The following is a 24,693-nucleotide window of genomic DNA, read 5'->3' as shown; positions in this document are numbered from 1 at the left end:
ATATTATATAGCGGCATGTGTAAATGTGTTTTTACCACACATCGGGCAGGATGAGACTTGAGTTTCGGGTATTACATTGCCACAATTAATACAAGCCTTGTAGCCTTGAGCTTTATCCGCCGCGGATGATTCGCCGTTGTATAGCGGCGAATCATCCGGAGGATAAATGGGTAAGCCTCGCTGCGGGGCTGAACTGGTATAAACGCTCATTAACCCGCAGGCTTCCAGGTACACACGTTCAACAGATCCAAGGTTGAAAATTTTTTGACCACGTAATACAGCAAACAGCTGTTGCCTTGATATTCTGTTCAAGGCCATTTGTTCAACATCAAGTAAACCGTCTTTTACCAGTGTGCTGGGTTTGCCTTGGGTAATATTTTCTATTTTATGACTCCGAAATCCTAAATAACTGATTCCGCGTTGAAAACCCACCGCGCACAGCAACAGGATTAACCCTTGCAGAATGCCCCTGTCCGGTGTTTGCATTGGTACCGATACAATAGCACCCAGTGTAAACATAACCGCCATTTCCATTATGGTTAGTTGCCCGCTCATGCGCTTGCCTAACCAGCTTACAATAACCAGCAGTAATACGTAAGTAATCAGCGATCTGATCAGTACTTCCAATAAAAATACCGGGGGGGCTTCGCCAAATAATATCCGAGCCCAGTCATCAAGATGAATTTCTTCCTTTTTCATTTTGTTGAACGCTTAATACTTACCCGAAATAGTGATTAGTAGTATGAGTATCAATAAAAAGGCTGCCAACAGGTATCTTACGGTACGTTTATTTTCGCGTACTAAACATTGCTGCCATTGCCTTTTTCTTTTGAATGAATGCATGGTATTATTGCCGGTTTTCGTCACCCTTTATTTTACGTTCGTATTGGTAAGCCTTCGGCTCTGTACCATGCTATTTACCTTCATCTTCATCAGGCGCATTCTCTTCCAGTTTATCTAACTGATCATTCTGTTTTGCGCCTTGCACAATCTCGTCCGGCGTTTGCCGGTTCGGGTTACCCTGCGGTTGCTCTTCCGATGGGTAATTTTGCTGGCCAGGGGCCACGTTTCCTTTTTGCTGTTCCATAATTACTTATTTGTTTTCACGGAGTATTAATTATTCTTATTGCTATCGTTGGTAATGCCTGATGCAGGCCCTTGGGCGGCACCTTCACCTCCTTTAGCTGGTGTGGTCAGGCTGTCCTGGCCGGTTGTATCCGCATGCGTTTGTGTCTGCTCGGTAGTGTCGGCATTGGGGTCGGCATGATGTGTTGTTCCTTGTTCATGGCTGCCGCCACACGATGCCCACACCATAGCGGCGCATAAGCATCCGGTTATATAATACTTTCTCATAATAATATAATTTCAGTTTATTACAGAAGGAATTAGTAACCCCGCTCGTCATATACCTGCACTTTGTATAGCAAGGAGCCGTAGGTTAATAACCCTGCTGATAATGACACTACCCCTAATAATACATGTGGCCATACTACCAATTGTGCAAAGCCATATAAAAACGGGCTTGCTATCAATACACATCCTGCAAGCATATCAATAGTTAAATGCAGTTGCATGGGTATTGCTTTAAAAAGCCCTAACTGATGTTTGCTGAATACTGCCATAACAAGTTGCATTGAACCTATAAATACAGGTATGAGCAACGGCGCGCCGCCAAGATTAGCGAAACCAAATATCCATGGTGAAAATGTTATTAATGCCCCTGCTACATAGTCGAGCACGGCATGGGTTTTTGTTGAAATAATTGCTTTCATAATATGGATTCTATTAGATAAATAGATATTAATCGGATAGTTATCTCCATTCAGAACCGGCATATATGGGTAGAAGCACCTGCAAGTGACTATATAACTTTCAACATTTAGTTATTGTTTCAATATATTTCTTATTTATTAAAATAGTGCTTTGATTTAATTGTTTACAGGGTTGTTTGTATTTAAATTTAATTAAAAATAAAATATTAAAAACAATCAGTTATAAAATTAGGTATCTATCAGTGTTTAGCCAATCAACGCTGGAATAATTGCCGATCTGTCGACAGCACTTTAATTGATCCGATTCACATATTTTAATAAATAACCTATGTTAGCGATGAACTATAGAGGGCCATACCGTGTGCGAACCGAGCAAAGGCCAATGCCGGAGATATTACACCCTGAGGATGCGATTGTAAGGGTAACCCGTACTTGTATCTGCGGATCAGATTTGCACCTTTACCATGGTATGGTGCCCGATACCAGGGTAGGTTCAACATTCGGTCATGAGTTTACCGGGATTGTTGAAGAGATAGGACCCATGGTACAAAACCTCAAAGTGGGCGATCATGTGTTAGTGCCTTTTAATATAGCCTGCGGCAAATGTAATTTTTGTAAACAGGGCCTTTACGGTAACTGTCACGAATCTAACCCGATGGCAACAGCCGTAGGCGGTATATTTGGTTACTCGCACACAGCAGGGGGGTATGATGGGGGGCAGGCAGAGTATGTGCGTGTGCCGTATGCTGATGTTGGTCCAACCGTAATTCCGCCTGATATGGATCCGGATGATGCGGTACTGCTAACAGATGTGGTACCAACCGGTTACCAGGCGGCTGAAATGGGCGGTATAAAAGAGGGTGATACAGTAGTGATATTTGGTGCCGGACCCATTGGTATTATGGCTGCGCGCTGCGCCTGGTTCTTCGGCCCTTCGCGCGTTATCGTGATTGACCATGTTGATTATCGCTTGGAATTTGCAAAGAACTATGCCAAATGCGAGGTGTATAATTTTAAATCACTGGAAGATCCGGTGTTGTTCCTGAAAAAAACTACTGACTGGTATGGTGCTGATGTTTGTATTGATTGCGTTGGCTGCGAAGCCGAAGGTAACGGACTACAGACGTTTACCGGCAGAAAAGCCTTGTTGCAGGCCGGTGCTGGTACAGCGCTGCAATGGGCAATAAATTCAGTTAAAAAAGGCGGTATTGTTTCTATAGTAGGCGTTTATGGGCCACCATTTAACCTGATACCCATAGGTAATGTAGTTAATAAAGGCATTACTATCCGGGCTAACCAGGCTTCCGTTAAAAGGTTGTTGCCTAAGTTAATTGATCATGTACAGTCAGGCCGTTTAAACCCTAAAGGTTTGATCACTCACCGCATACCGCTTGAGGAAATTTCAGAAGCCTACAACATCTTTTCATCCAAATTAGATAACTGCATAAAAACGGTGCTTATACCATCTGCCAAAGCTTAAAGATTATGAAAAAAGAAGTGATTGATTATAAGGCGATACCGGGATGGGGCATGGATGCTGATCCCGATAACGAACCAACATATCCCATTAAAAATTATACCGGAGATGACCATAATCGTATAAACTATGAGCGTTCGCCGCAGCAACCGGTAACGGTTGAAATATTGCAATCAAACGAGCGACCTAAACCTTCCGTAGTTTTCGGTACTTCGGTACCTCCATCGGGGTTAAGCGGAATCATCCGCCGCTATGCCTTTACACATAGCGAGGACAGGTACCGCCACTGGCTCCCTTTAATACTGGCTGACCGTATCAATGTGTTTGAAGGCATCATCGATGATGTAAGGAAAGGTCATATCCCTAACATTTTTGCAGAAAAGGGCTTTAAAGCTACATGGAAGTATAACCGGCAAAAAATTGTGAGCCAGGTATTGGTTACTTCGGTAGTGGTATTAACGCTGTTTAGTGTGCTTAAAAAGAAAAAATAATCGCAAATAAAATCATCTGATCATGAAAAAATACTTTTTTATAACCATGCTTTCTGCCGGGATGCTGGCGTCATGCGGCTCAGAAAATGATAAAAATGGTACCGATACCAATCAAATTGATACCGCTAATGGCGGTGTAGGTACCGGAAACGATACTACAATGAATGGTGGTGCGGGTACGGATACGCTATTCAATTCATCACCGGCTAAGGATACCGGAGATAATGAAGCAAACCACTAATCAATGGGGTAAATGTTAATTTAATTACTTGACTTATGGATGGTATAACAAACCCTGAAGTTTCGCAAAATGGTGATGATCAGGATGAAAATGTAACAGATCAACAGGGATTAACAAATGCTGAGAATGCTGGTAAAGCCACAGGTACCCATCAAAATAATGGGTATGGCAACACGCCCGATGAAGTTGAACCGGCTGATTCTGATGTTACTAAATCAGAGGGTAATTAATGATAGATTGCTTTAACGTATAAATTATGATAGACGAAGATGCGCTTGATTATCAGGAGAGTTTAACACCACAGGAAGCTTTTCATATTGAGGTTGACCTGTACGATTCCGGCGATTATGTTAACATTTTGGTTATACCATGTGATGATACCTTTATTGTGGTAGCAGGCGACGAGCATTTATGCACCATGACTAAAACCTGCGACGAGCCAGAATGCTGGGAACAGCAGGATGGCGCGCTGGATGAAGAGGCAGCGGAAAAGATAGGCCGGGGTATCAGCGATTATATTGACAGCATTAACTAAGTATCATAAGTACACTCATAATATTTAATGAAAGCAGCCTTAAAAAATAGAGAAGGAAAATTTGACGTAGAAGAAATAAATACGCCTGAAATTCCTCACCCTGAATGGGTTTTGGTTAAAATAAAGGTGACAGGCATTTGTGGTACCGATTTGCGGCATTGGAAAAAGGATGAGCCCGAGTTTCGCCACGAAGTAATGGGGCATGAACTTGCCGGAGAAGTGGTTGAAGTAGGCAGCAAAGTTACGAGTGTGAAGCCCGGCGACCGTGTAGTTGTTGAAACTTTATTGGGTGACGGTACCTGCGATTGGTGCAGGGTGCAGCAATATAACGTGTGCCCAAACTTGTACGCCGTAAGAACCAAGACGTTATCACGATCCTTTGCTGAATACCTGATAGGGCCGGCAGAAAAGATGCATTTACTACCCGACCATGTAAGTTTTGAGGAGGCAGCGGTGTTGGATACCTTTTCGGTATCCATGCACGCTATACAGTTAAGCGGCATTAAGGTAAATGATACGGTGGTTATAATAGGAGCGGGCCCTATAGGGCTTGCGCAACTGCAACTTGCCAAACTAAGCGGTGCTGATGTTGCCATTGTGGATGTGGTTGACTCGTCACTCAAAATAGCGCAGGAGTTGGGAGCAGATTTGGTGATCAATTCTAAAACAGGAGACGCGCACAAAAAAATAATGGGTTTTACTGATGGTAAAGGGGCTGACATTGTTTTTGAGTGTGCAGGTGGCCCATCAATGCCTCAAACATTACCGCAGGCAATTTCCTATGTACGGGTAAGTGGCAAGGTGGTAGTAGTTGGTGGATTTGATGCGGGCGATATAGCTATACCATTGCCCTGGCAACATATCCAAATGGCCGAAATAAAAATTATACCAAGCGCCAGCTATGCTTTTTGGGATATACACTCAGAAATGAAGCTATGCCTTGATTTGCTGGCTAAGGGCAAAATCAACGTCAAAAAAATGATAACGCACACATTTAAGCTTGATGATATTAACCAGGCTTTTGAAACAGCGCAGGATAAAGAAAACAGCGGTGCCGTGTTTGTGGCCTTGCAGGTTTAATAATCTATACAATACGTAATATTAGGATTAATAAATATTGAAGATATGCAAATTCTAAAAGAACCTTTTAGCAGAGATGGTTACCAAGCGAGTCCATGGCAAAAGTTAAATGCTGCCCCTACCGATAATATAAATTTAAGTGAGGCGGTTATATATGATTGCCTTATAATTGGCGCAGGCATTACCGGGTTAACAGCTGCGTTAAAGTTGCAGCAGGCAGGCAAAAAAACACTAATAGCCGAAGCATATAACATAGGTTACGGTACAACCGGCGGTACCAGCGCGCACATTAACACGTTCGCTGATACCACTTATACTGAAGCGAAACAAGCATTTGGTGAAAGCGGTGCCCAATTATTTGCTGATGCGGTGAATGGTGGTTTTCAAATTATTAAAACCAACGTATCCAACTATAATATTGACTGTGATTATGAAGAAAAGCCAGGGTATTTATATGCCGAAGATGAACAACAGATAAAAGCACTGGATGATGTTGTCGATGGCGCGCAGCAAGTACGCGTACCAGTTAGATACACACAAAATGTGCCTATCCCTGTATCTTATTTAAAAGCCGCTGAGTTTCCCGGGCAGGCGCAATTTCATCCGCTTAAATATCTAACTGCCCTGGCAAATGAATATGTTAAGGCAGGCGGTGTAATACTCACCAATACCTTTATAGATAATATTGAAAGCAAAGATGGCTTGCATACCGTTAAGTTAAACGAGGCAACTGTTCAGACTGAAAATGTTATATATGCTACGCACATGCCACCGGGAATTAATGTGTTCAACATGCGCTGCGCGCCATACCGTAGCTATGTTATAGCCGCGAAGCTTGAGAGCGATCAGGATTGTCCGGATGCTTTAGTTTATGATTTACAGGAGCCATATCACTACTTCAGGTCGCATATTATAGATGGTGAAAAATTATTGTTAGTTGGTGGTAATGATCATAAAACCGGTCATGAAGATCCGGAGGCTGTGTTAGCTGATCTCGAAGATTATGTAAATAAATATTTTAAGATACAGGAAGTCAAATACAGATGGTCATCACAATACTATGTACCGGCCGACGGATTGCCGTATGTAGGGCAAGTACCTATGCAACCCGATGGTATTTGGTGCGCTACAGGTTACAACGGTAACGGTATGATGCTGGGTAGTATCAGCGGAGATATACTGGCTGATTTGGTGTTAGGTAAAGAAAACCAGTTGGCTGACTTAATGAGCACTAAACGCTTAAAGCCGGTGGATGGATTTACCGAGTTTGTGAAAGAAAACGCAGATGTGGCTTACCACTTTGTAGCTGACCGGTTTGGATTAGAAGAAATAGAATCGTTAAGCGAATTGCAGCCGGGTACCGGCCAGGTTATAGAATATAATGATGAAAAAATTGCCGCTTATAAAGATGAACAAGGTATAGTGCATGCACTGAGTCCGGTATGCACACATATGAAATGCTTTGTAAACTGGAATGCCGCTGAAAAAAGTTGGGATTGCCCTTGCCACGGTGCCCGTTATGATATTAATGGTGCGGTAATTACCGGTCCTGCCCGGCAACCACTTCAATCATTTTTTAATAAGCAATAATTACTACTAATAACAGATTAATCACACCGCTATTAAATGATTTTTTTCGATGAAAGCTGTTTAACCTTAGTGGATACCGGTACTGAAGAAATATCGCACATTGAAATGCTGAGCACAGCCGTGGCACTTAATCTTGAAGGGGCTACTCAAGAGCTGAAAGATAAAGTTGCGGGCGAAAGTCAGATAGTAAGCAGCATATTGGGTGGCGTCGATCCGCGGCATGTGTTGTCATCTGGCTTAGCCGCCAGGCTTAAGTTTACACATTCCAGTTACAATGATATGCGATCAAAATACGCATATGATTTAGCCTCGAAAGTTTTTTCAATTACGGACATATTGGCCCATAGGCCAATCAATTACCATCGCATTTTTTAGTTACACCTGAGCAGATTGCAGATAAATTCTAACTATGGTTTGAGGTATGAACTGAAAAAGATTCAGCGTAGTGCCTGATTCTGGACTGGAGCTCTTAACTGTCTTTGTAGAACAGGTGGTTCCTATTCTTTAAAAGAGAGGCTTACTGAGAAAGGGGTATGTTGGAAACACACTCAGGGAACACTCGTAGCCGTTCGTAAAAAATGTGGGGTCAAGAGCACATTTTATTTTGCATAAGGTTTCATAATATATTAATCAATTTCTTGAAAAGTATGATACCATATACTATTCCTCATTTTATGCTGGTCGTTTTGCTACAAAACGTACGTTAAAACTGCTTATTTCACGAAACACCGGCGGCCTTCATACCGCCGGTGTAGATCCTATTAACTAATCAGAACGAATGAAGTTACTTTGGGCTTTGGGTGAACAGTATTTCATTTTTACGTGAAAGACATTCAGTCGCGGCAGACCGGCTTTCGCTTATATTTAGCTTTTGCAGGTCTTCTTTATAATTTAAAAGGTCAGTAACCGGCTCATCATCCATGAGCTGTTGCTGTATGTACTGTTGCCAATAGGCGTTATTTTTTATATTTAACTCGTACGAGCGTGTTTCTTCGGCAATGAATTTCTGCAATTCGTCAGCCGTTACGCCCGACTTAGCGAGATTATCAATTTCCTCGCGAGTAGCTTGAATCAGGCCTTCCATACGTTCAGGGTCACACTCAAATGCAATGGTGAAAGCATAAAAATTTACCGGTCGTTTTACCGGGCTAACCATTACCCTAGGCGAGTATATTCCACCCTCTTTCTCACGTAACCTGCCAAGTAAACGGAATTCCAAAGCAGCACGCAATAAATCAAGGTAAAGTACATTTTTGGCGTTATAGGTAAATTTGTTGCTGATAACCAATTGTACCGAAGCTTTCTTGTCGTTTCCGCCTTTCAGGTCTTTACGTATAAGCCCTTCAGGTACCCGTATATTCAGGTCGGCCGCCGGTGCCAGTGGTTTATTTGCAGGCAAACTGCCAATGTAGGTGGTAACTAATTTCCTGAGCGTGTCCGCATTTAAGTTGCCGGTAAAAATGAATTTAAATTCGGCAGCGTTTGAAAACCGCTCCCTGAATGATGCAAGTATCTTAGCCGAATCAATCTTATCAAAATCAGCAAGTGCCATAGGTTTACGGCGCGGATGATAATTGGATAACACATACGTTATTGTATCTGTTAAATCGCGCGACGGATCAGCCACCCGGTTGCGGAAGGCTGCCCTTGATTGCTCTATGATCCGCGAAAAAGTGGCGGTGTCTAACCGTGGCCGAGTCATGTAAAGATGGGTAAGTGACAGCGCTGCCGAAAGATCCTTCTGTGAACTTATGCCCCTGAATCCCTCATAACGATCAGATATATAAGGCCTCACTTGCATATCCTTATCGTTGAGTAATTGTGCCAACTGGCTTGCGCTGAATTTGTCAACACCACTGCTTGTTATAAAAGCCGTAGCGTTCTTAACGGAATAGCTATCGTCAAGGCTGAATGCCGCGGAACCGCCGCTGCGGAATGCTGAAAATAATATTTCGTCGTTTTTAAATTTTGTGGGTTTGAAGTACACAACGGCACCGTTGGACAGCGTCCATTTAGTTACACCGGCATTATCAGGCCCGCTTTCCGCAATGATTTTGCCTGGCGACGGTAACGCCGTCATCAGGCTTTTTGCAATGGCCGCGGATTGATAGGGTTTAATATCTGCCGCCGTTGCTGCTTCTTTTTCCCATGCCTGTAATTGTTGCTCGCCGGGTAATTTATTTAAGCCGGATGTTGGGCCTAATACAATAACAGCGCGGTCTTTTGAAGCAAACAAACTGTTTAGCTGTTTATTAATATCCCTTGCGGTAATTTTTTTTAGCGAACTTATTGTTAAGGCATGTTGCAACTCGAGGGATGGATAATTGTCGCCTTTGGTAAAATGATCAAGATAATCATCGGCCAGTTCTGTTGAGTTTATTTTGTCTTGCTCAGTTAAGCGGTTATTTGCCGCTAATATTACCTGGTCTTTTATGCGTTCAAGTTCTTCGTTTGTAAAACCAAAGCGGCGAATGCGTTCAACTTCCAGCAGAAATGATCTTATTCCGGCATCAATTCTTTCCGGGTTAAGCACTAATTGTAGTTGCAGCGCATTTAAATTTTCAACAACGCTACCAATGCCCCCGGTACCACTCAGATAGGCAGGTTTTTCGCGATCGGCAATCTCTCTGAAACGGGCTGATATAAGCCTGCTTGCAAGGCTTTGTATAAGCCTATTCTTGAACTGCGTTTCGGTTTTTACAGGCCAGCGCAAAAATTTGTAATACCACTCAACAGTATAACGCCCATATTCCGGGTCACTAAGTTTTATAAATGTCGATGAGTCCTGTAGCTTGATCGCATAGTTGCCGCGTGTTGCCATTGGCTTGGGGTTACGCAGATCAGCAAACAAAGTCTTTATCTCCCTTTCAACCTGTTTGGGGTCAATGTCGCCCGCCACAACCAGCGCCTGCAGATCGGGCCGGTACCAGCGTTTGTAAAAATTGCGGGCGATGGTTACGTTGGCATTACGGATCACATTTTCCGTACCGATAGGGGCGCGGTCAGCATAGTGCGAATGATTAAACAGCCGACTGTTATATTTATCCTGAAGCTTTTGGTTAACGCTGTTCCGCATTCTCTTTTCTTCCAGTATAATACCCCGCTCACTATTAAAATCCTGCTCGCTAATAGTGGCGCCATTGGCCCAATCGTGCATAATCAGCAAGCCATTTTTCCAAAGCTGTTTATCATCCGTCGGTATTGGTAGCTGGTAAACGGTTTCGTTATAAGCGGTATAGGCATTCAGGTCGGCGCCAAAACGTACACCGGCGCGTTCCAGGTAGCTAATGAGCTCATTCTTCGGAAAATGTTTTGTTCCGTTAAAATTCATGTGCTCAATAAAGTGAGCAAGGCCACGTTCGTTTTCTTTTTCCAGGATGGAACCGGCCTTGGTTACCAGGTATAACGTAGCGCGACCGGCAGGCTGCAGGTTACGTTTGATATAATAACGAAATCCATTGCTTAGCGTTCCCTGAATAACACTCGGGTCATTGGGTATTAATTTGTCCTGTGCGAACAATTGAGTTGATGGCAGCATAGCAATGCCCATCAACAAGCTTTTGATATATGTTTTCATCGTTATCTTCTTTTTCTGATAATAAGCAGGCTTGAAACGGAGATGATGATCAGCACCGGTAAAAGACCTATCCAGCACCAGCGTATGATGGTAAGCTGCTTACTATCTGTCATGATAACCGTGTCAGTTGATTGCGGGCGCGAGACGTCTATCGGGAACACCCCGTTGCTAAACCATCCGAACAGCTCTGTTACAAAAGAAAAGTTAACCGAGCGTGGCGATTGACGCATCAATTCGGCATTGCTCATAAAATCTGCATCGCCTACTACCAAAATGCGCTGCTCGCGGCCGTTTTGGCGCCTTTTTAAAGCATACGATACCGGGAATGATCTTTTCTGATCGTTGCTTCGGGTGTCTTTTATTTCAGTGGTTTTGTCGGGTGCTATCTGCGCTATCTGCCAGGTGTTAGACGCCTGAGTTACCAGCACCGGCTCCGCATCGAAGTCTCCTCCCGGAACAAGGCTTAATGCTGCTGCACCAGGCGTAGTAACAAACGGACTATCCAGCTTTGTAAAGCTGCTGCGCCCAACCAAACTCGTCCAGTTTTTTAAGGCTACCCCGCTTAGCACAAACGAGGGTTCAAAATTGCTGCTTTCCTGAACAAGCGATCCATCTTCCAATTTAATATTTACCAAATTCAGAACAGGATTAGTGCTCGAACCTGATCCGGGTTCCGCGGCTATCATCAAATTGCCGCCTGCGTCAATAAACGCTTTCAGGTTTGCAAGTTCGCCAGCGCTGTACGCCGAAACCGGATCGGCTATAACCAATATGTCTGCTTTGGTATTCAAGGCAGGCTCGGTAAGTGAAATCTGTTTTACATCAAAGCCTTGATTGATGAGGGAGTAGCGAAACGTTATTTCATTGGTTGATACCTTGTAATCCTTGTCTCCGGATTTAAGAATACTGCGTTCTTTGTGTGCCTGCGCAAATCCTACAATTGGAGGCTTCACAACAAGGCGTTTTAAAGCAGCTGTTATCTCTTTTTCTGATGGCTGGCGAAAAAAATCGTCATATATCCGGAGGTGTGAGGTTTTGTTTAAATACTTGATCACTCTTACCGAACGGTATCGTTCCGGCTTTAGGTCAATTATTTTGTTAATCTGCTCCGGCCTTAAAATGGTATTAAAGTCAAGCTCATTTATTTTAGACAGCTTACGTGCAATCTGTTCGTGGCTAAGCCCCGGATTCTCTTTATACAGACGCTCGTTTCCTGCATCTGCCCAAAATAGAACATATTTAAGGCGCGTGTAAGGCATAAACCGCGAATACAGATCAAACACCTTTTTATCCTGATTTTGAAACATTGGCATCCCGAAATAATTATTTTCATCAAGCAGGTTTACGTAAGTGGTGATCTCTATCGGTTCTTTAAATGCATCAACAACTTTCCTGCTCGGCTCAGTAAGCGTACGCCGATTATTGGCCGTCATGTCCTTATAAACGGTGAACTGCGGCAGCGAACTCAAATAGCCCAGAAGCAACATTACGGCGATAAAGCCCGTGTAACTAAAAATTTTGGTAGACAATGCCAGGGTACGCCTTTCAAACTGAAGCTTTAGCAAGGTAAGCCCCAGGAAAACCGAAATAACGATGATGAAGTAAAGTATGTCATTAGAAGCCAGCAGCCCGTTTATCGCTTCTTCGGTACGGCCGGAGATGGACAGGAAGTAGGTGATATCCCTTACAAAGTTCACATTTTGCCATAAGCCACCTATAAAGTTAAGTATAGCCAACACAACCAGCGTACTGATAGCCGCTACTACCTGGTAAGAGGTGAGGCTCGACATAAAGAGTCCAATTGCAGCGTAAGCACATACCAACAGATATAAGCCAATAAGCCCGGAAAGTATAAACGTAAAGTCAACATTCTGAATAGTGAATAGCGATATTACACCCAAACCCAGCAGTACACTCATCAGCAGCAGACAGTAAGTGGCTATAGCCATATACTTGCCCAATACAATATCGAGCACGCGGATTGGTGAAGAGTAAAGTAATTTGATGGAGCCGCTATGTGTTTCACGACTGATGAGGCCCATGGTAAGCAGAGGGATGTACAGATACAGATAATCCTTCATACTTGGATACAGGCTCCTGAAGCCTGCGAAAACGACGTTAGTAATATCGTCCATCGACTGGCCCATCTGCTGGCCCTGCTCGAACCGCTCGAGCGTGGACATGTACTCCCATCCTGATTGTACCAGGAACACCAGCAGAACGATCCATGCCACGGGCGAAAGAAATAGCTGGCTTAATTCAATACGGGCAATTCTTAAAATATTTTTCATGCGGTAGCGCTTGTAGGTTTTTGAGATAGTTGTGCGAAAATTTGGTCGAGCGAGCTTTTTTCAAAGCTGATCTCCTGCATGCGCCAATTGTGTGTAACACTCATGGCAATCAATCTTTCAGCGAGTTCCTGCCCGTTTGAAAAATGAATGCGGAAGCGGTCGTCGCTCAATGCCTCTACTTTGGTAACTCCTTCAATACGTTCAAGCAGTTCAATACCAGGCGCGTTTTTCAGGTTTACGATCAGGCTGTCGGGCACAATGTAATTGTTGAAGGCATCCATACTGTCGGCAAAAACCATACGGCCGTTCTCAATCATCTTGATATGACTGCAGGTGGCTTGCACTTCGGGCAGTATGTGCGATGAAAAGATGACGGCTTTTTCCTCACCAATTTCCTTAATCAGTTTGCGTACTTCTAAAATCTGGTTAGGGTCGAGGCCATTGGTTGGTTCATCAAGGACCACCAACCGCGGCTCATGTATAATGGCTTGTGCAATACCTACGCGCTGGCGATAGCCGCCTGATAGATTAGCTATCAGGCGGTTCGCAAAATGGGTAACACCGCATTTACTCATTGCTTTGTAAACTGCGGATGTTACCTGGCGTGGGGGTATCAGGCGCAGATGTGCGCAGTGCGTCAGGTATTCTTTAACGGTTAGGTCAAGATATAGGGGGGCGTTCTGCGGCAAAAAGCCGATCAGCTTTTTGGCGGCTATGGAGTCAGTTTGCATGGAGTGCCCGCCAACTTCAACAACACCTTCCGTCTGGTTCAGTACACCACACATAATGTTCATGGTGGTTGATTTGCCAGCCCCGTTTGAGCCCAGCAATCCCAGAACGCCATGCTGGCTGATCTCAAAGTTGATGTCGCGGATAGCCCATGAGGCCCCGTACCGGTGCGAGAGCCCGGTAATTTTCATAATATTTTCTGTCATTATTTCGATAGTTTTCTACTTGGATATGGGTCTATCTGTAACCCGGGTTTTGAACAAGATTAGGGTTAGCGTCAATAGCTGATTGTGGAAGCGGAAACACTTGCGCTGTATTTTTCCAGGTAGGTTTTAACGCGCCAATTACCTGGTTTACGGTACCGGTGCGTTTAAGTGTAAACCAGCGGTCGCCTCGCTCGCAAAACATTTCCACCCGGCGTTCCTGCGCAACAGCGTTCAATAAATTAACGGTTGTTGGCAGCGGGTTCAACCCGGCACGGGTGCGCAATGCATTCAGATCGGCCACAGTTTGCCCGGCGTTTGATAAACGCGCATTGGCTTCGGCACGCACCAGGTAAATCTCAGCCAGCCTGATGGCCATTGTTGATTCAACCCTGCCTGATGCAGTTGAAGCATCCTGGTCAACATTCTGATATTTAAATGGCTGATTAGTAGTCACATTATTTAGTGTATATGATCTCACCCATGCCGTACGGCGCCTGTCATTATCTTCAAAAGCATTCAACAAGCCGTCCGCAAGAGAAAAGTTCATGGCGAAAGTGAAAGAACTGGGTATAAAAAGCCCACCTTCGCCGGCGTAACCTGTGGTTTCATCAAACGCGGACCCGAATTGAAGTATCGCCTCACGCGAATTGGCCAGGAAAATATCGCCCAATTGCGTGCCCGGTAGTAAACCGTAAAGCGTGGTATTGCCGATCACTTCGCTCGCGTTGCTAACGGCCAGTTCATACTGTCCGGTTGCCAGGTATGCTTTTGCCAGCAATGCAGCCGCGCCGCTTTTGTTCACCTGCATACGTTGTGCCGAGCCGTTATTAGTGACATAAGCGTCAGCTAATGCTGCTTTTGCTTCCGTCAGATCGGTGATAATCTGTTGCCAAACCTGAGCTGCCGGCGTTCTGGGTAAGTTTGCTGTTTCCTGTACGTTAGTTGTCAGTATCAGGGGCACATCACCGTACAACTCCACTAAATGCATTAAAATATAAGCGCGCATGGCTTTAGCTTCCCCCAGCATTTGCTGAGCAGTGGCGGGCGTTACACCATTTGCACCGCTCAGGCCTGCAATAATTGCGTTGAAGCGGTACAGGCTTGAATACGATTCATCCCAGGCGTCGCGAATGTAACCGTTGTTTATTGCATCGTAGGTGTTATTTTGTAATTGTACAAATCTAACAGCAGGAGAGGAGGTTGTAAGTTCATCCGCCGCCAATCCGGTAATGAGCGTTAAGTTAGTACCGTAGGTTTGCGTAGCACCCAGCCGACTGTATGCGCCTGAAAGTGCTGCTTTTGCGTTTTCGTCGCTGCTAAACACCACGCCTGATGGACGCTCGTTTACAGGTGCGTCAATATCCAGCACTTTTTGGCAGGATGTTAACGATAGCAACGCAACTATGATTGATGTTTTTATGTTATTCGTTAGTGTCATAAATACCGTTATTAAAAAGTGAATTGAATTGCACCTACGATGGTACGTAGCGGAGGTACACTTACGCCCTGTGATTCGGGATCGAACCCCACATAGTTGGTTATGGTGAACAGGTTTTGTGCCTGTACCTGTATTCGGAGATTTTGCAGCTTTGCCTTCTTAATCCATTCACTTTTAAAATCGTATGATAAGCTCACGTTCTTAAAGCGGATGAACGAAGCGTCCTGTAAAATAGCATCAGAGGCTGTGTAATTGGAGTAGGCATCATAAGCATCGTCATAAGTGCTGGTAACCTGCGGTTGCGATGGCTGTCCGGCGTTTACATAAGCCAGCATAGGGCCTGCTGCTGAGTTATACATAAAGCCGGGAGGATAGAACGATTGTGACAGGATTGAATAGCCTCTTTGTTTTACAAACTGCACCAAAAAGTCGAGTGTAAAGCCTTTGTATGATACCGTGTTTGTTAAACCGCCGTAGTAAGTAGGTTGTGAAGAACCCGCGTAGTAACGGTCGCCACGACCGGTTTCAGCCAACCCGAAGTTAATACTGCCATTGCCATTGATGTCTTCAAAACCGGGAAGGCCGGTTTGCGCATTAAAGCCGGTGTAACGGAACAGGTAGAAACTGGTAAGCGGGCGGCCGACAACGTACCTTGAATAGTAAGCTGTTTTCTCAATATCAGGGAACGACAGTAATTTGTTACGGTTAACAGAAAGGTTGAAACCGGTATTCCATTGAAACGCTTTTGTTTTGATATTTTGCGTTGATAAGGTGAACTCCCAGCCTTTATTTTCAACCCTGGCAGGCATATTGGCCTGGTAGCTGTAAAAGCCGGTTTGTATAGAAAGCGGGAAAGCTACTAACTGGTTACCGGTTACATTGCGGTAGTACGCAGCGCTTACTGATATCCTGTCTTTCAGAAAACCTAAGTCAATTGCAGCTTCGAATTTGCGCGTTTGCTCCCAACGGTAATCATTGTTGGCAATACGGGTAGGCACCAATCCGGGTACACCATTGTAAATGTATGATGTTGAGGCGTAGGAATCCAGGTACTGGTAGTCGCCAATCTGATCGCTACCCAATATACCGTAGCTGCCACGTAGTTTACCAAAGCTTAAGACGGACAAACCTTTGGTGAAATTTTCTTCGCTGAATACCCACGCAGCACCTACTGAGCCAAAGTTTCCGTAGCGGTTATTCAAACCAAACCTGGATGATCCGTCACGCCTGAAATTCAGGTTAATAATGTATTTCTTTTCCCAATCGTAATTTATACGGCCGAATATAGAAGCGTATTTATACTGGCTTGATCCGCTGCTGGTACTAACTGTAGCCGCGGATGACAGATCCTCCAAGAAAGCGTCTGAAGCAAAGTCATTGGCCATGGTATAAAAAGGCTGCCTCGAGTTTTGAAATTGCCAGGTAGCTCCTAGCAGCACATTCAACTGTCCTTTACTGATAGTTGTATTATAAGTTAACTGCGGTTCTATAATATAATTGTCGGTAAGGTTGTAAGCAAATATGCTCCTTGAATTGTTCCAGGGCACCCCCGGATCCATTGACGACATAGGTGTTAACCTTTTTTGGTTCATATCTGAACGGCTGTAGCCCAGTGATGTCTTGAAAGTGATATTCTTTGGGAAGTGATAGCTTAATGACATGTTGCTGATCAGGTTGCTCGATTTGTTATCCTGCAGCTCGTTTAACTGACCTAATGGGTTAGCCGGTATACCAAAGCTTACACCACTCCAGTATAAAGATCCGTCAGGATTGTATAGCGGGTAGTTAGGAGGGAGGTTGTAAGCGGCATTAGTTTGGTCTAATACCGAAACGTTGTTCCTGTCCGTACTGTAAATTGCCGAAAGGTTGAATTCAAATTTATCCTCGAAGCTTTTGTGCCCCAGGTTAAAGTTAGCCGCGCTCCTTACAAATCCCTGGTCGCCTATAAATACGTTGCCCTCACGATGATGAGTACCGCTGAACCTGAAATTGGTGGATGCGTCGCCACCGCTCAATGCAAGTGTAGCATCTGTCATTTGCGCTTTGTTGCCAATTAGTAATTTCTGAAAATTGGTATTAGCGTTCTGATCCCATTGGGTAAGGTCAAAAGCCTGGTCATCGGCCGGATCTATCCCGGTGTTTTCATAACCGCGGCGCCTTAGCGCGAGATACTCTGGTGTACTAAGCGTTTTAACAAAATGCGTTACTTCGGATACGCCATGCTTTACCAACCCATCAACCCGTGTTTGGCCGGCTTTGCCTTTTTTGGTGGTAATCAGTACAACACCGTTTGCACCCCTTGAACCATAGATGGCCGTGGCATCGGCATCTTTTAATATCGAAATGGTTTCTATATCAGCAGGGTTAATACTGTTTAGCGGACTTGTTGATCCATTGGCCGCATTAAGCTGTGTGCCTGCCTGTGCATTTATTGCGTCAGCAAGATAAGGCACACCGTCTACTATAAACAGTGGGTTGTTACGGCCCGCAATAGAGTTGGTGCCCCGGATAGTAAACGTCATGGGGCTGCCGGGTAAACCATTGGCCTGCGTTATATATACGCCCGGTACACGGCCTTGTAAAGCTGCAGCAGGGTTAGTGGCCGGCGTATTCATCAATTCCTTTGCGCCAATCTCCACTTGCGAGCCGGTGCTGGTTCTGCGGGTTGCAGTACCGTAACCAATAATTTTTACCTCGTCCAGTTTGCCCGGATCGGGTTCCATGGCAATAGTCAGCTCCTGGTCCCGGGCAGGTGCTTTTTCTATTTTCTTGTACCCGATGTAAGTTAAGATCAGTATTTGGTTGCCGCTTGGTATGCCGATATTAAAATAACCATTTCTGTCTGTTTGTGCTGTGTTTGAAGCATTGCTTAAACGGATTGACACACCTGGCAGCGGAGCGCCAGTTTCGTCGATAACTTTGCCTCCTTGTACGTAGCCGGGAGCGATGTTTTTTGCATTGTCGGTTTCAATCGCCTCCGGTTGAGTATTAGGGCGGAGTATGATATATTGGTCATCAACTATTTGATAAGTGAGTTTAGCCCGGGCACATAATCCGTTTAGTACTATTGAAAGTGGCTGGCTGTCATAACGCTGATTAACGATTATCTTTTTATCTATAAGATTGTCATTATAAACAAACTTAAGTTTAGCGCGCTCTTCAATAAGTTTTATCGCTTGCTCAACGCTAACGTTATTAAATGAAACAGAAATTTCTTTTGCCGCAACAGATTGGGCGGACACATTGAAATGCGAAAGCAGAATAAATACCGTGAAACAAATCTGTAAAAGCCTTGTTGTTTTCAAATTGCTGGTCACAAATGCTGATTTTAACGCATTTGTTACAGTTTTGCGAGGTCGTCCGCTTGGGACATGAAAAATGCAAGTCAAATATTTTTTATACATTTGATAGGTTTAATTTTTGAGTAATAAGAAATTTAAAACCACTGGGCGAAGGTGTTGCGAGCATCTTCGCTTTTTTATTTAATAGGGAAAAATCAATTCATTAAAAACAGCCTCCTCCTGTTAGTTTGATTTTATTTCCGGTTATTTTATAAGTTGCATTAATTGACAGGCAAAGAATTTTTAGGGCTTTCTCCATCGGTAGTCCGGTTAAGTCGGCCGTTATAGTGCAGGCTTTATATTCGCCGGTGTAACCCTCAAACTCCATGTCAAATTTTGAAGCGAATTGGTGCATAATGGCTTCAAATGGAACCTTGTCGAAGTCCATATCGTAAGTCGTTCCGGCTGTCAGCAGCGCCCGCTGTATTTTTTTTTCTTCAGTAGGTACCGTTTCAACTTTCATTTCAGCGGCTTTAAAAACTTCGTTGGCTTTAACATAATAAATGTCATCATCCTTACCTTGCCTGGATCGTACCACTTGTACGCGGCCGGTCAATACATCTATATTGTAGTCATCATCATTTTCACCAGTACGTATATTAAAACTGGTACCCAACACGGTGGTAGTAAAATTACCTGATCTGATTTTGAACGGCCATTTGCTGTGATGACTTACTTCAAATAAGGCCTCACCATGAAGCGTAACCAGCCTATTTCTTCTATCAAATTTTTGTGGAAAGGAGATCGTACTATTACCTTTTAACCAAATTATGCTGCTATCCGGTAATACCAATCTTTTGACCAAGGTGGTATTCCCATTCACTGTGAGCAATGGCATGCTGTGATTGGTAACACCACTATATCTGAATATTATAAGAACTGCGGAAGCAGCAAGAAGCAGTATAGCTGCCGCACGTAACCAAATTTTAGAGTAGCTTTTTGATGAAATATTGCGCTCTCCGATCTGTGCATGGATTTTAGTAAGTAAAGCTTGACGATATGAGTCTTCTGTAGTGTTTTCGTCAATTAGTAAGTTTTCAGGTAAATCACGGTCATACCAGCTGTCTAACTCCTTTCTTTCTTCGGGAGTTAGTTGACCCTTGCGCCATCTTAAAATTAAAAGCCTTATTCGTTCAGTAACTGCCATTATTGATTAACCTTTACCTAATAGCGGGTTAAAACGGCCTTAATACGTACGTGCATGTAAAATAATTTCTACATTTTTGATTTATCCTTGGAAAATTGCAAAGAACACGAGAATTATAGGAAGAAAATATAGGAGCTTAGGGACTTTCGTAAGATTTTTAAGGCTCTGCCTATTTGAGTTTCGACAGTTCTGGCAGAAATATCTAATTTATCAGCAATGTCTTTCGCTGTCATGCCATCGTTTCGGCTCATTTTGAATATTAGTCGGCATTTTTCCGGCAATTTATTGATTTCAGTATCTATCTGAAGTTGCAATTCTTTTATTTCTATCGAAAAAAAATTTTCGTCAGCAATTAAGAAGCGGGAAAAATCAGGGTCTTCTATCGCCAAGTCGCTTTTTAATATATTTCTTTTTGTAAGATGATTCAGAATTTCATATTTGAGAGCTGCATGAATATAGGTTCGAAAGGTAAATCGTAATTGCAGGCGTGCTCGCCTGCGCCATAAGTTTACGAACAACTCCTGGATAACCTCTTCAGCGTCTTCTTTGCTTTTTAAACGATTGACAGACTTGGCCAGTAAAATCTTCCAATAGCGATTGTAGATTTCATTAAAAGCCTCTAAATTCTCGTTCCTAATGAGATCAACTAATTCTTCGTCAGTCTTATGGGTAATCAAATTCATTTAGAGCGGCAAAAAACTAATTTAATAAAAAAACTCATTATGGCTTATAAAAGGAGATATGTTTCCCGAAAAAATAATTGTTATATATACCAATTCTCACTTAGTGACGGAAATAATGAGCTTTTTCTTGGGCAAATAGTCACGCAAAGTAATACAAAGAGTTAACAAATTAATCGATTTATAAAAGGTATTGGAAAAGGGGGGATATATCGGATTGGAATAAATTGAGTTATTTGACAGGTAGTTCGAGTGGGATAGATGTACATTTCTACTATAGTAAATACGTTGAATAATATTTTTTATGATTGGGATTATAAGTCGAAATTTAGCTCAATATATTATGAGCCTGAAAAACTTCAAAAGCTAAGGAATAAAGTACGGTAGTAAAGTATGCAGGAGAAGATGTAAATTATTCTGGTTTGAAAAAGCTGAATGTTATACATTGATAAGTATCGATTGTATATTAAATCAGAATCCATTATTTTATAGTATTAGACTCCGAATTTTAGATACTAATGGAATAGCAGGGCTATACGACCAAAACCTGTTTGAGGTGTTTATGCAAGTGATTTCGTTTTTAGACCTTATAATGACGGTAGTTTTGAGTTAGTACCGGAATTGATGAGTTATTCGGGTTATTGGGAGGATTTCTTTAATGAAGAATCTAATGCTGGAACTATTTAAAAAAAAGATTTCCAGAATAAAATGATAAGGTCTTTTGACTATACACTATCCAAATGTCCTCGCTTTAGTAAATGTGCAAATCAAAATATGTAATAATCTTGTTTATAGTAAGATTGGCATACACAGTACCATCCTCATTAAACTCTGAACGCACTGATTTGTTATTTAAAGCATAATAAAACCCATTCCAGAGAATGGGTTTTATGCGTTTTGTGAGTTACTTTACCACTGTTGCTTCAAGCTCGACTTTTAAGGTTTCAAACAGGCTTTTGACTTCCAGTAAGGTAAGCGCCTGCTTTACATGATTTCTGGCCGCCCAATCCTGAAAGATATTGAAATTAGGCCAAAGTTCTGCAGTGGATGTGGTATAGATGTTCAGGCGTACGATGCCTTCCGGTTTGTAACCAGCCTTGCTGATTACCGTTTCCAAGTTCTGCAGGGCTTTGGTCAGCTGTGTTGCCATACCCTCGTCACTCGATATTCCATCGTCGCTAATGGCCGTTTGGCCGGAAATATATAGCGTGCTTTCTGCATTTTTTGCTTCAACGGCTTGTGCGTAACTGCGTTTATCCTGCCATTCCCAGGGATTGATGATTCTCTTTTCCATTTTCGTGTTTTATATTTTGCGCCCTTATTGCTCCTAAAAATGCAGCCATCAGGTTGATCATTAATGTTATCTTGTTCATTTATGCATCATGTTGATAATACAAAATTCAGTATAACCCTCTGAATCAGGCGGTGATGTAAGTCACGAATATGCAGTGAGGTATATCACACCGGTTAAAACCGGCTCAGGGTCTCCCGCGATACGCCGAGGTAGGCGGCAAGCTGGCTTTTAGGCACTCGCTGCATAAGCACAGGATAAAGTTTGAGCAATTGCTCATAACGATCCTTAGCGCTGGAGGTCAGCAAGGAAATGATGCGTCGCTGCGCACCTAGAAAGCCGAAGTTTGCTTTCTCCAGAAAGAACCTTTGCATTTTAGGTGAACTGTCGCAAAGCTTTCGGTAATTCTCGAGGGTAAGACAGAGAACCTCGGTGTCTTCCAGGCAGATTAGGGACATGGTCGAAGGCGATTGTGTATAATACGCCATAAAATCGCTTTCCCACCAGTCTTCCATGGCGAAAGAGACTATATGCTCTCTGGCATTTTCGTCCATATAAACCAATTTCAGCAGGCCGGACATTATAAAATAGTGATATTTGACAGGATCGCCTTCCTGTATCAAAAATTGATGCTTCTTGTATTGCTTTTCAATAAAATGACTGAATATAAATTCAAATTCATCATCTTCAAGCTTTACTATTTTTTCTAAATGAACTCTTAGTTTTTGATGCATGGTTCTCACAGGTTCTGTGAGGCTAATATAAACTATTCACTTTAAAGCCCTGCGGCAATAAATGCTGCCAGCGGTTCACAGTTAAGAGATAGGAAAGTAAAAGTTCCAGGTTTCATCACGGTTGCTAACTTTACAAGAGGCTGGTAATCATTCCTAAGTAAGACGTTGGGCATAAATCCTAAATTGAACTAAGGAAGCGTTCGTCAGTTGCATTTTGGAGTTCGGCGATCTGAACAAACAGCAGGTTGATCTGATCCCGGAAATGAAGCTCGATAGAGAGACGTATTTTTCTTTTATCAGACTGCCCTTCTCGCTAAGAATGTTGGGTTTCTGAAGATGATACCTCTCAACTCAGCCTAAATATATCATTATCGTGTTCTAACAGGAGGAACTTTTAACTGTTGAATTTGATGTGCCGGTCGGCACTGAAGTGATTTTTATCGTTTGTAATAAATCATCAACTGCTTTAACTATATCATCCGCTTCCGGCATTTGTATCGGTTTGCCGTAAACAGTTTGGTTTACGTAAGCAATTATCTCATTTTTGCTTCGCTGATGTAAAGGTACTGCATACGGTAAAACTATATTTAGAACATTCCATGGTGTATGCTGAGGATTGGTCTGCGCGTATAATACAACCAAGGGCGTTTGGCAGGCCGCGGCAATATGCGCTGCTCCGGTGTTAACACTTATCATTAGCCGGGTATGTTTAACCAGGCAAATAAACTCGTCTATATTAAATAAACCGGCAATTGAAAAGCTACCTGCTCCGGTCATCTCTTGTAATTTATCTGTTAGGCTCAGTTCGCTTGAGGAGCCTGTAAAAAGTACCTGATACTTATTTTTTTTTAGAATAAATTTTGCCGCGGTGGCCCATTTTTTTTCGGGATACCGGCGTTTTGTTTCGCTTACACCCGCGTGCATAATTAACCATGGCTGGTTTATATCTACTCCTATGGCTGTAAGTTTGGCCTCAACAATAGGCCAAAGGTTATCGTTGGTTTTCAACTGCATATCCTCACTGCCTACAGTGGCGCCAACGTTAGCCACCAGATCGAGATCACGTTTTACCTGGTGCTTGATCAACTCATAGGGCTCTTTATCCGGCACCCAGTCACTAATTAGCCCATATGGGTTTTCACGGCAATAAGCCAATATGCGCGGAATGCCGGCCAGGTAAGCCAGCATAGCAGTAGGTAGTGGGTTTTGGCTGTAAACCGTAAACAGCACCGCAGCGTCGAAATGTCCTTGTTTAATAACATCTATTATCGCCTGAAATTGATCAGGATCCGTTTTTTTCGCTGTTTTTACCCATGGTAGGTCATAAATGATAGCCTCATCTATCTCCGGCATGTTTTTAACAATTGGTTTAGCCAATGAAGAGGTGAGTATTGTTATTCGCGCCCCGAAAGTTTCCTTCAGCGCTCGGATGGCAGGTCCAGACATAATCAGGTCGCCCATATTATCGGGCCGCATACAAAGTATGTTTTTACAGTTTTGCCAATCGTTCGTCACCATTATAGCTTAGTATTTTTTGTGCCGCTTCGTCAATATTTGGGCAGCTAAAATCCGGGTGTCTCATTGACCCGGTTAGCCATTCTGTTTCGTTGCCGTTATCAATCAATACAGCTTTACAACCTGCCCTTTTTCCTGCCTCTACATCATTCAATATGTCGCCTATCATCCATGATTGCTTGATGTCGATATTATGGTCAATCGCCGCGGCTAATAGCATGCCGGGCGCTGGTTTGCGGCAGTCGCAATCTAAGTTGTAACCGTTTAATGTACCATCCGGATGGTGAGGGCAATAGTAAAAGCCGTTAAGATTAATAAGGTGAGCTGACAGGAGATCTTTTAATCGTTGTTCAACACCCGTAAGTTTATCTTCCTCAAATAATCCCCTGGCAACGCCTGATTGATTGGAAATAATGATAAGCAGATACCCGGCATCCTGCAATTTTTTTAGACCGGCAACGCTATCCGCTTGTAGCGTGATTAGTTGAGGGTCCACATTGTAGGGGATGTCGGGTATCAGTGTACCGTCCTTATCTAAAAAAACAGCTTTATTCATTT

23 protein-coding genes are annotated in these 24,693 nt (G+C 43.2%); 8 read left to right on the top strand and 15 right to left on the bottom strand.

The annotated features are described in order from the left end of the window. Window positions 1-3: 3 nt before the first annotated feature. The 4 genes from LT679_RS16390 to LT679_RS16375 form a co-directional block, all read right to left on the bottom strand. Entirely contained in the window at window positions 4-699 is a 696-nt protein-coding gene (locus LT679_RS16390; RefSeq protein ID WP_232178751.1) for a DUF421 domain-containing protein, read from the bottom strand. Window positions 700-913: 214 nt separating this feature from the next. Beyond that, the gene (locus tag LT679_RS16385; RefSeq protein WP_232178750.1) at window positions 914-1,087 is read right to left on the bottom strand and encodes a hypothetical protein; all 174 of its coding nucleotides are present in this window, start codon (window positions 1,085-1,087) and stop codon (window positions 914-916) included. 26 nt (window positions 1,088-1,113) lie between these two features. Beyond that, the gene (locus LT679_RS16380) at window positions 1,114-1,353 is read right to left on the bottom strand and encodes a hypothetical protein (protein ID WP_232178749.1); all 240 of its coding nucleotides are present in this window, start codon (window positions 1,351-1,353) and stop codon (window positions 1,114-1,116) included. 32 nt (window positions 1,354-1,385) lie between these two features. After that, window positions 1,386-1,772, bottom strand: coding sequence for an SPW repeat domain-containing protein (locus tag LT679_RS16375; RefSeq protein WP_232178748.1), 387 nt, complete (start codon window positions 1,770-1,772; stop codon window positions 1,386-1,388). Window positions 1,773-2,109: 337 nt separating this feature from the next. On the opposite strand from LT679_RS16375, the gene LT679_RS16370 reads away from it, so the two are divergent. From LT679_RS16370 to LT679_RS16335, 8 genes are read left to right on the top strand one after another with little or no spacing between them, the layout of a single operon-like run. Next, window positions 2,110-3,252, top strand: coding sequence for a zinc-dependent alcohol dehydrogenase (locus tag LT679_RS16370; RefSeq protein WP_232178747.1), 1,143 nt, complete (start codon window positions 2,110-2,112; stop codon window positions 3,250-3,252). A gap of 5 nt (window positions 3,253-3,257) precedes the next feature. Continuing rightward, window positions 3,258-3,740 (top strand): hypothetical protein, encoded by a 483-nt coding sequence (locus LT679_RS16365; RefSeq protein WP_232178746.1) that lies wholly within the window; start codon window positions 3,258-3,260, stop codon window positions 3,738-3,740. 22 nt (window positions 3,741-3,762) lie between these two features. Continuing rightward, window positions 3,763-3,981 carry a hypothetical protein gene (locus tag LT679_RS16360; RefSeq protein WP_232178745.1) on the top strand — a complete coding sequence of 73 codons (219 nt, stop codon included), beginning with the start codon at window positions 3,763-3,765 and terminating at the stop codon, window positions 3,979-3,981. A gap of 35 nt (window positions 3,982-4,016) precedes the next feature. Beyond that, window positions 4,017-4,211 (top strand): hypothetical protein, encoded by a 195-nt coding sequence (locus tag LT679_RS16355; RefSeq protein ID WP_232178744.1) that lies wholly within the window; start codon window positions 4,017-4,019, stop codon window positions 4,209-4,211. 26 nt (window positions 4,212-4,237) lie between these two features. After that, complete coding sequence (locus LT679_RS16350; RefSeq protein WP_232178743.1) at window positions 4,238-4,516, top strand: hypothetical protein; 279 nt, start codon at window positions 4,238-4,240, stop codon at window positions 4,514-4,516. 27 nt (window positions 4,517-4,543) lie between these two features. Beyond that, window positions 4,544-5,596 (top strand): zinc-dependent alcohol dehydrogenase, encoded by a 1,053-nt coding sequence (locus tag LT679_RS16345; RefSeq protein WP_232178742.1) that lies wholly within the window; start codon window positions 4,544-4,546, stop codon window positions 5,594-5,596. A gap of 45 nt (window positions 5,597-5,641) precedes the next feature. Then, on the top strand, window positions 5,642-7,186 hold the full coding sequence (locus tag LT679_RS16340; RefSeq protein ID WP_232178741.1) for an FAD-dependent oxidoreductase: 1,545 nt from the start codon (window positions 5,642-5,644) through the stop codon (window positions 7,184-7,186). A 36-nt stretch (window positions 7,187-7,222) separates the two neighbouring features. Further along, a complete protein-coding gene (locus LT679_RS16335; protein ID WP_232178740.1) occupies window positions 7,223-7,561 on the top strand; it encodes a manganese catalase family protein in 339 nt (112 codons plus the stop codon). Window positions 7,562-7,970: 409 nt separating this feature from the next. Here LT679_RS16335 and LT679_RS16330 read toward each other — a convergent pair whose 3' ends face one another. The 11 genes from LT679_RS16330 to LT679_RS16280 all read right to left on the bottom strand — a co-directional run bounded on the left by LT679_RS16330 (window position 7,971) and on the right by LT679_RS16280 (window position 24,691). Further along, on the bottom strand, window positions 7,971-10,763 hold the full coding sequence (locus LT679_RS16330) for a M16 family metallopeptidase (RefSeq protein WP_232178739.1): 2,793 nt from the start codon (window positions 10,761-10,763) through the stop codon (window positions 7,971-7,973). A 2-nt stretch (window positions 10,764-10,765) separates the two neighbouring features. Beyond that, window positions 10,766-13,054, bottom strand: a complete 2,289-nt coding sequence (locus tag LT679_RS16325; protein ID WP_232178738.1) for a Gldg family protein — start codon at window positions 13,052-13,054, stop codon at window positions 10,766-10,768. Then, window positions 13,051-13,989: an ABC transporter ATP-binding protein gene (locus LT679_RS16320; RefSeq protein WP_232178737.1), complete on the bottom strand. Its 939-nt coding sequence runs from the start codon at window positions 13,987-13,989 to the stop codon at window positions 13,051-13,053. Before LT679_RS16320 ends, LT679_RS16325 begins: the two co-directional genes overlap by 4 nt. A 31-nt stretch (window positions 13,990-14,020) precedes the next feature. Further along, window positions 14,021-15,427 (bottom strand): RagB/SusD family nutrient uptake outer membrane protein, encoded by a 1,407-nt coding sequence (locus tag LT679_RS16315; protein WP_232178736.1) that lies wholly within the window; start codon window positions 15,425-15,427, stop codon window positions 14,021-14,023. A gap of 11 nt (window positions 15,428-15,438) precedes the next feature. Beyond that, window positions 15,439-18,669, bottom strand: a complete 3,231-nt coding sequence (locus LT679_RS16310; protein WP_232178735.1) for a SusC/RagA family TonB-linked outer membrane protein — start codon at window positions 18,667-18,669, stop codon at window positions 15,439-15,441. A gap of 262 nt (window positions 18,670-18,931) precedes the next feature. Then, the gene (locus LT679_RS16305; protein WP_232178734.1) at window positions 18,932-19,915 is read right to left on the bottom strand and encodes a FecR family protein; all 984 of its coding nucleotides are present in this window, start codon (window positions 19,913-19,915) and stop codon (window positions 18,932-18,934) included. 113 nt (window positions 19,916-20,028) lie between these two features. Continuing rightward, window positions 20,029-20,598, bottom strand: a complete 570-nt coding sequence (locus LT679_RS16300) for an RNA polymerase sigma factor (protein WP_232178733.1) — start codon at window positions 20,596-20,598, stop codon at window positions 20,029-20,031. A gap of 901 nt (window positions 20,599-21,499) precedes the next feature. Further along, a complete protein-coding gene (locus tag LT679_RS16295; protein ID WP_232178732.1) occupies window positions 21,500-21,889 on the bottom strand; it encodes a RidA family protein in 390 nt (129 codons plus the stop codon). 173 nt (window positions 21,890-22,062) lie between these two features. Then, the gene (locus LT679_RS16290) at window positions 22,063-22,620 is read right to left on the bottom strand and encodes a Crp/Fnr family transcriptional regulator (protein ID WP_232178731.1); all 558 of its coding nucleotides are present in this window, start codon (window positions 22,618-22,620) and stop codon (window positions 22,063-22,065) included. 378 nt (window positions 22,621-22,998) lie between these two features. Beyond that, window positions 22,999-24,096 (bottom strand): glycosyltransferase family 9 protein, encoded by a 1,098-nt coding sequence (locus LT679_RS16285; protein ID WP_232178730.1) that lies wholly within the window; start codon window positions 24,094-24,096, stop codon window positions 22,999-23,001. A 13-nt stretch (window positions 24,097-24,109) separates the two neighbouring features. Beyond that, window positions 24,110-24,691 (bottom strand): D-glycero-alpha-D-manno-heptose-1,7-bisphosphate 7-phosphatase, encoded by a 582-nt coding sequence (locus LT679_RS16280; protein WP_232178729.1) that lies wholly within the window; start codon window positions 24,689-24,691, stop codon window positions 24,110-24,112. Between the last annotated feature and the right edge of the window lie 2 nt (window positions 24,692-24,693).

Origin of the sequence: Mucilaginibacter roseus (genome assembly GCF_021215455.1) — a bacterium.
Lineage (GTDB): Bacteria > Bacteroidota > Bacteroidia > Sphingobacteriales > Sphingobacteriaceae > Mucilaginibacter > Mucilaginibacter roseus.
Note: the sequence above shows the minus strand (reverse complement) of the source record. Positions and strands in the feature narration are given on the sequence as shown.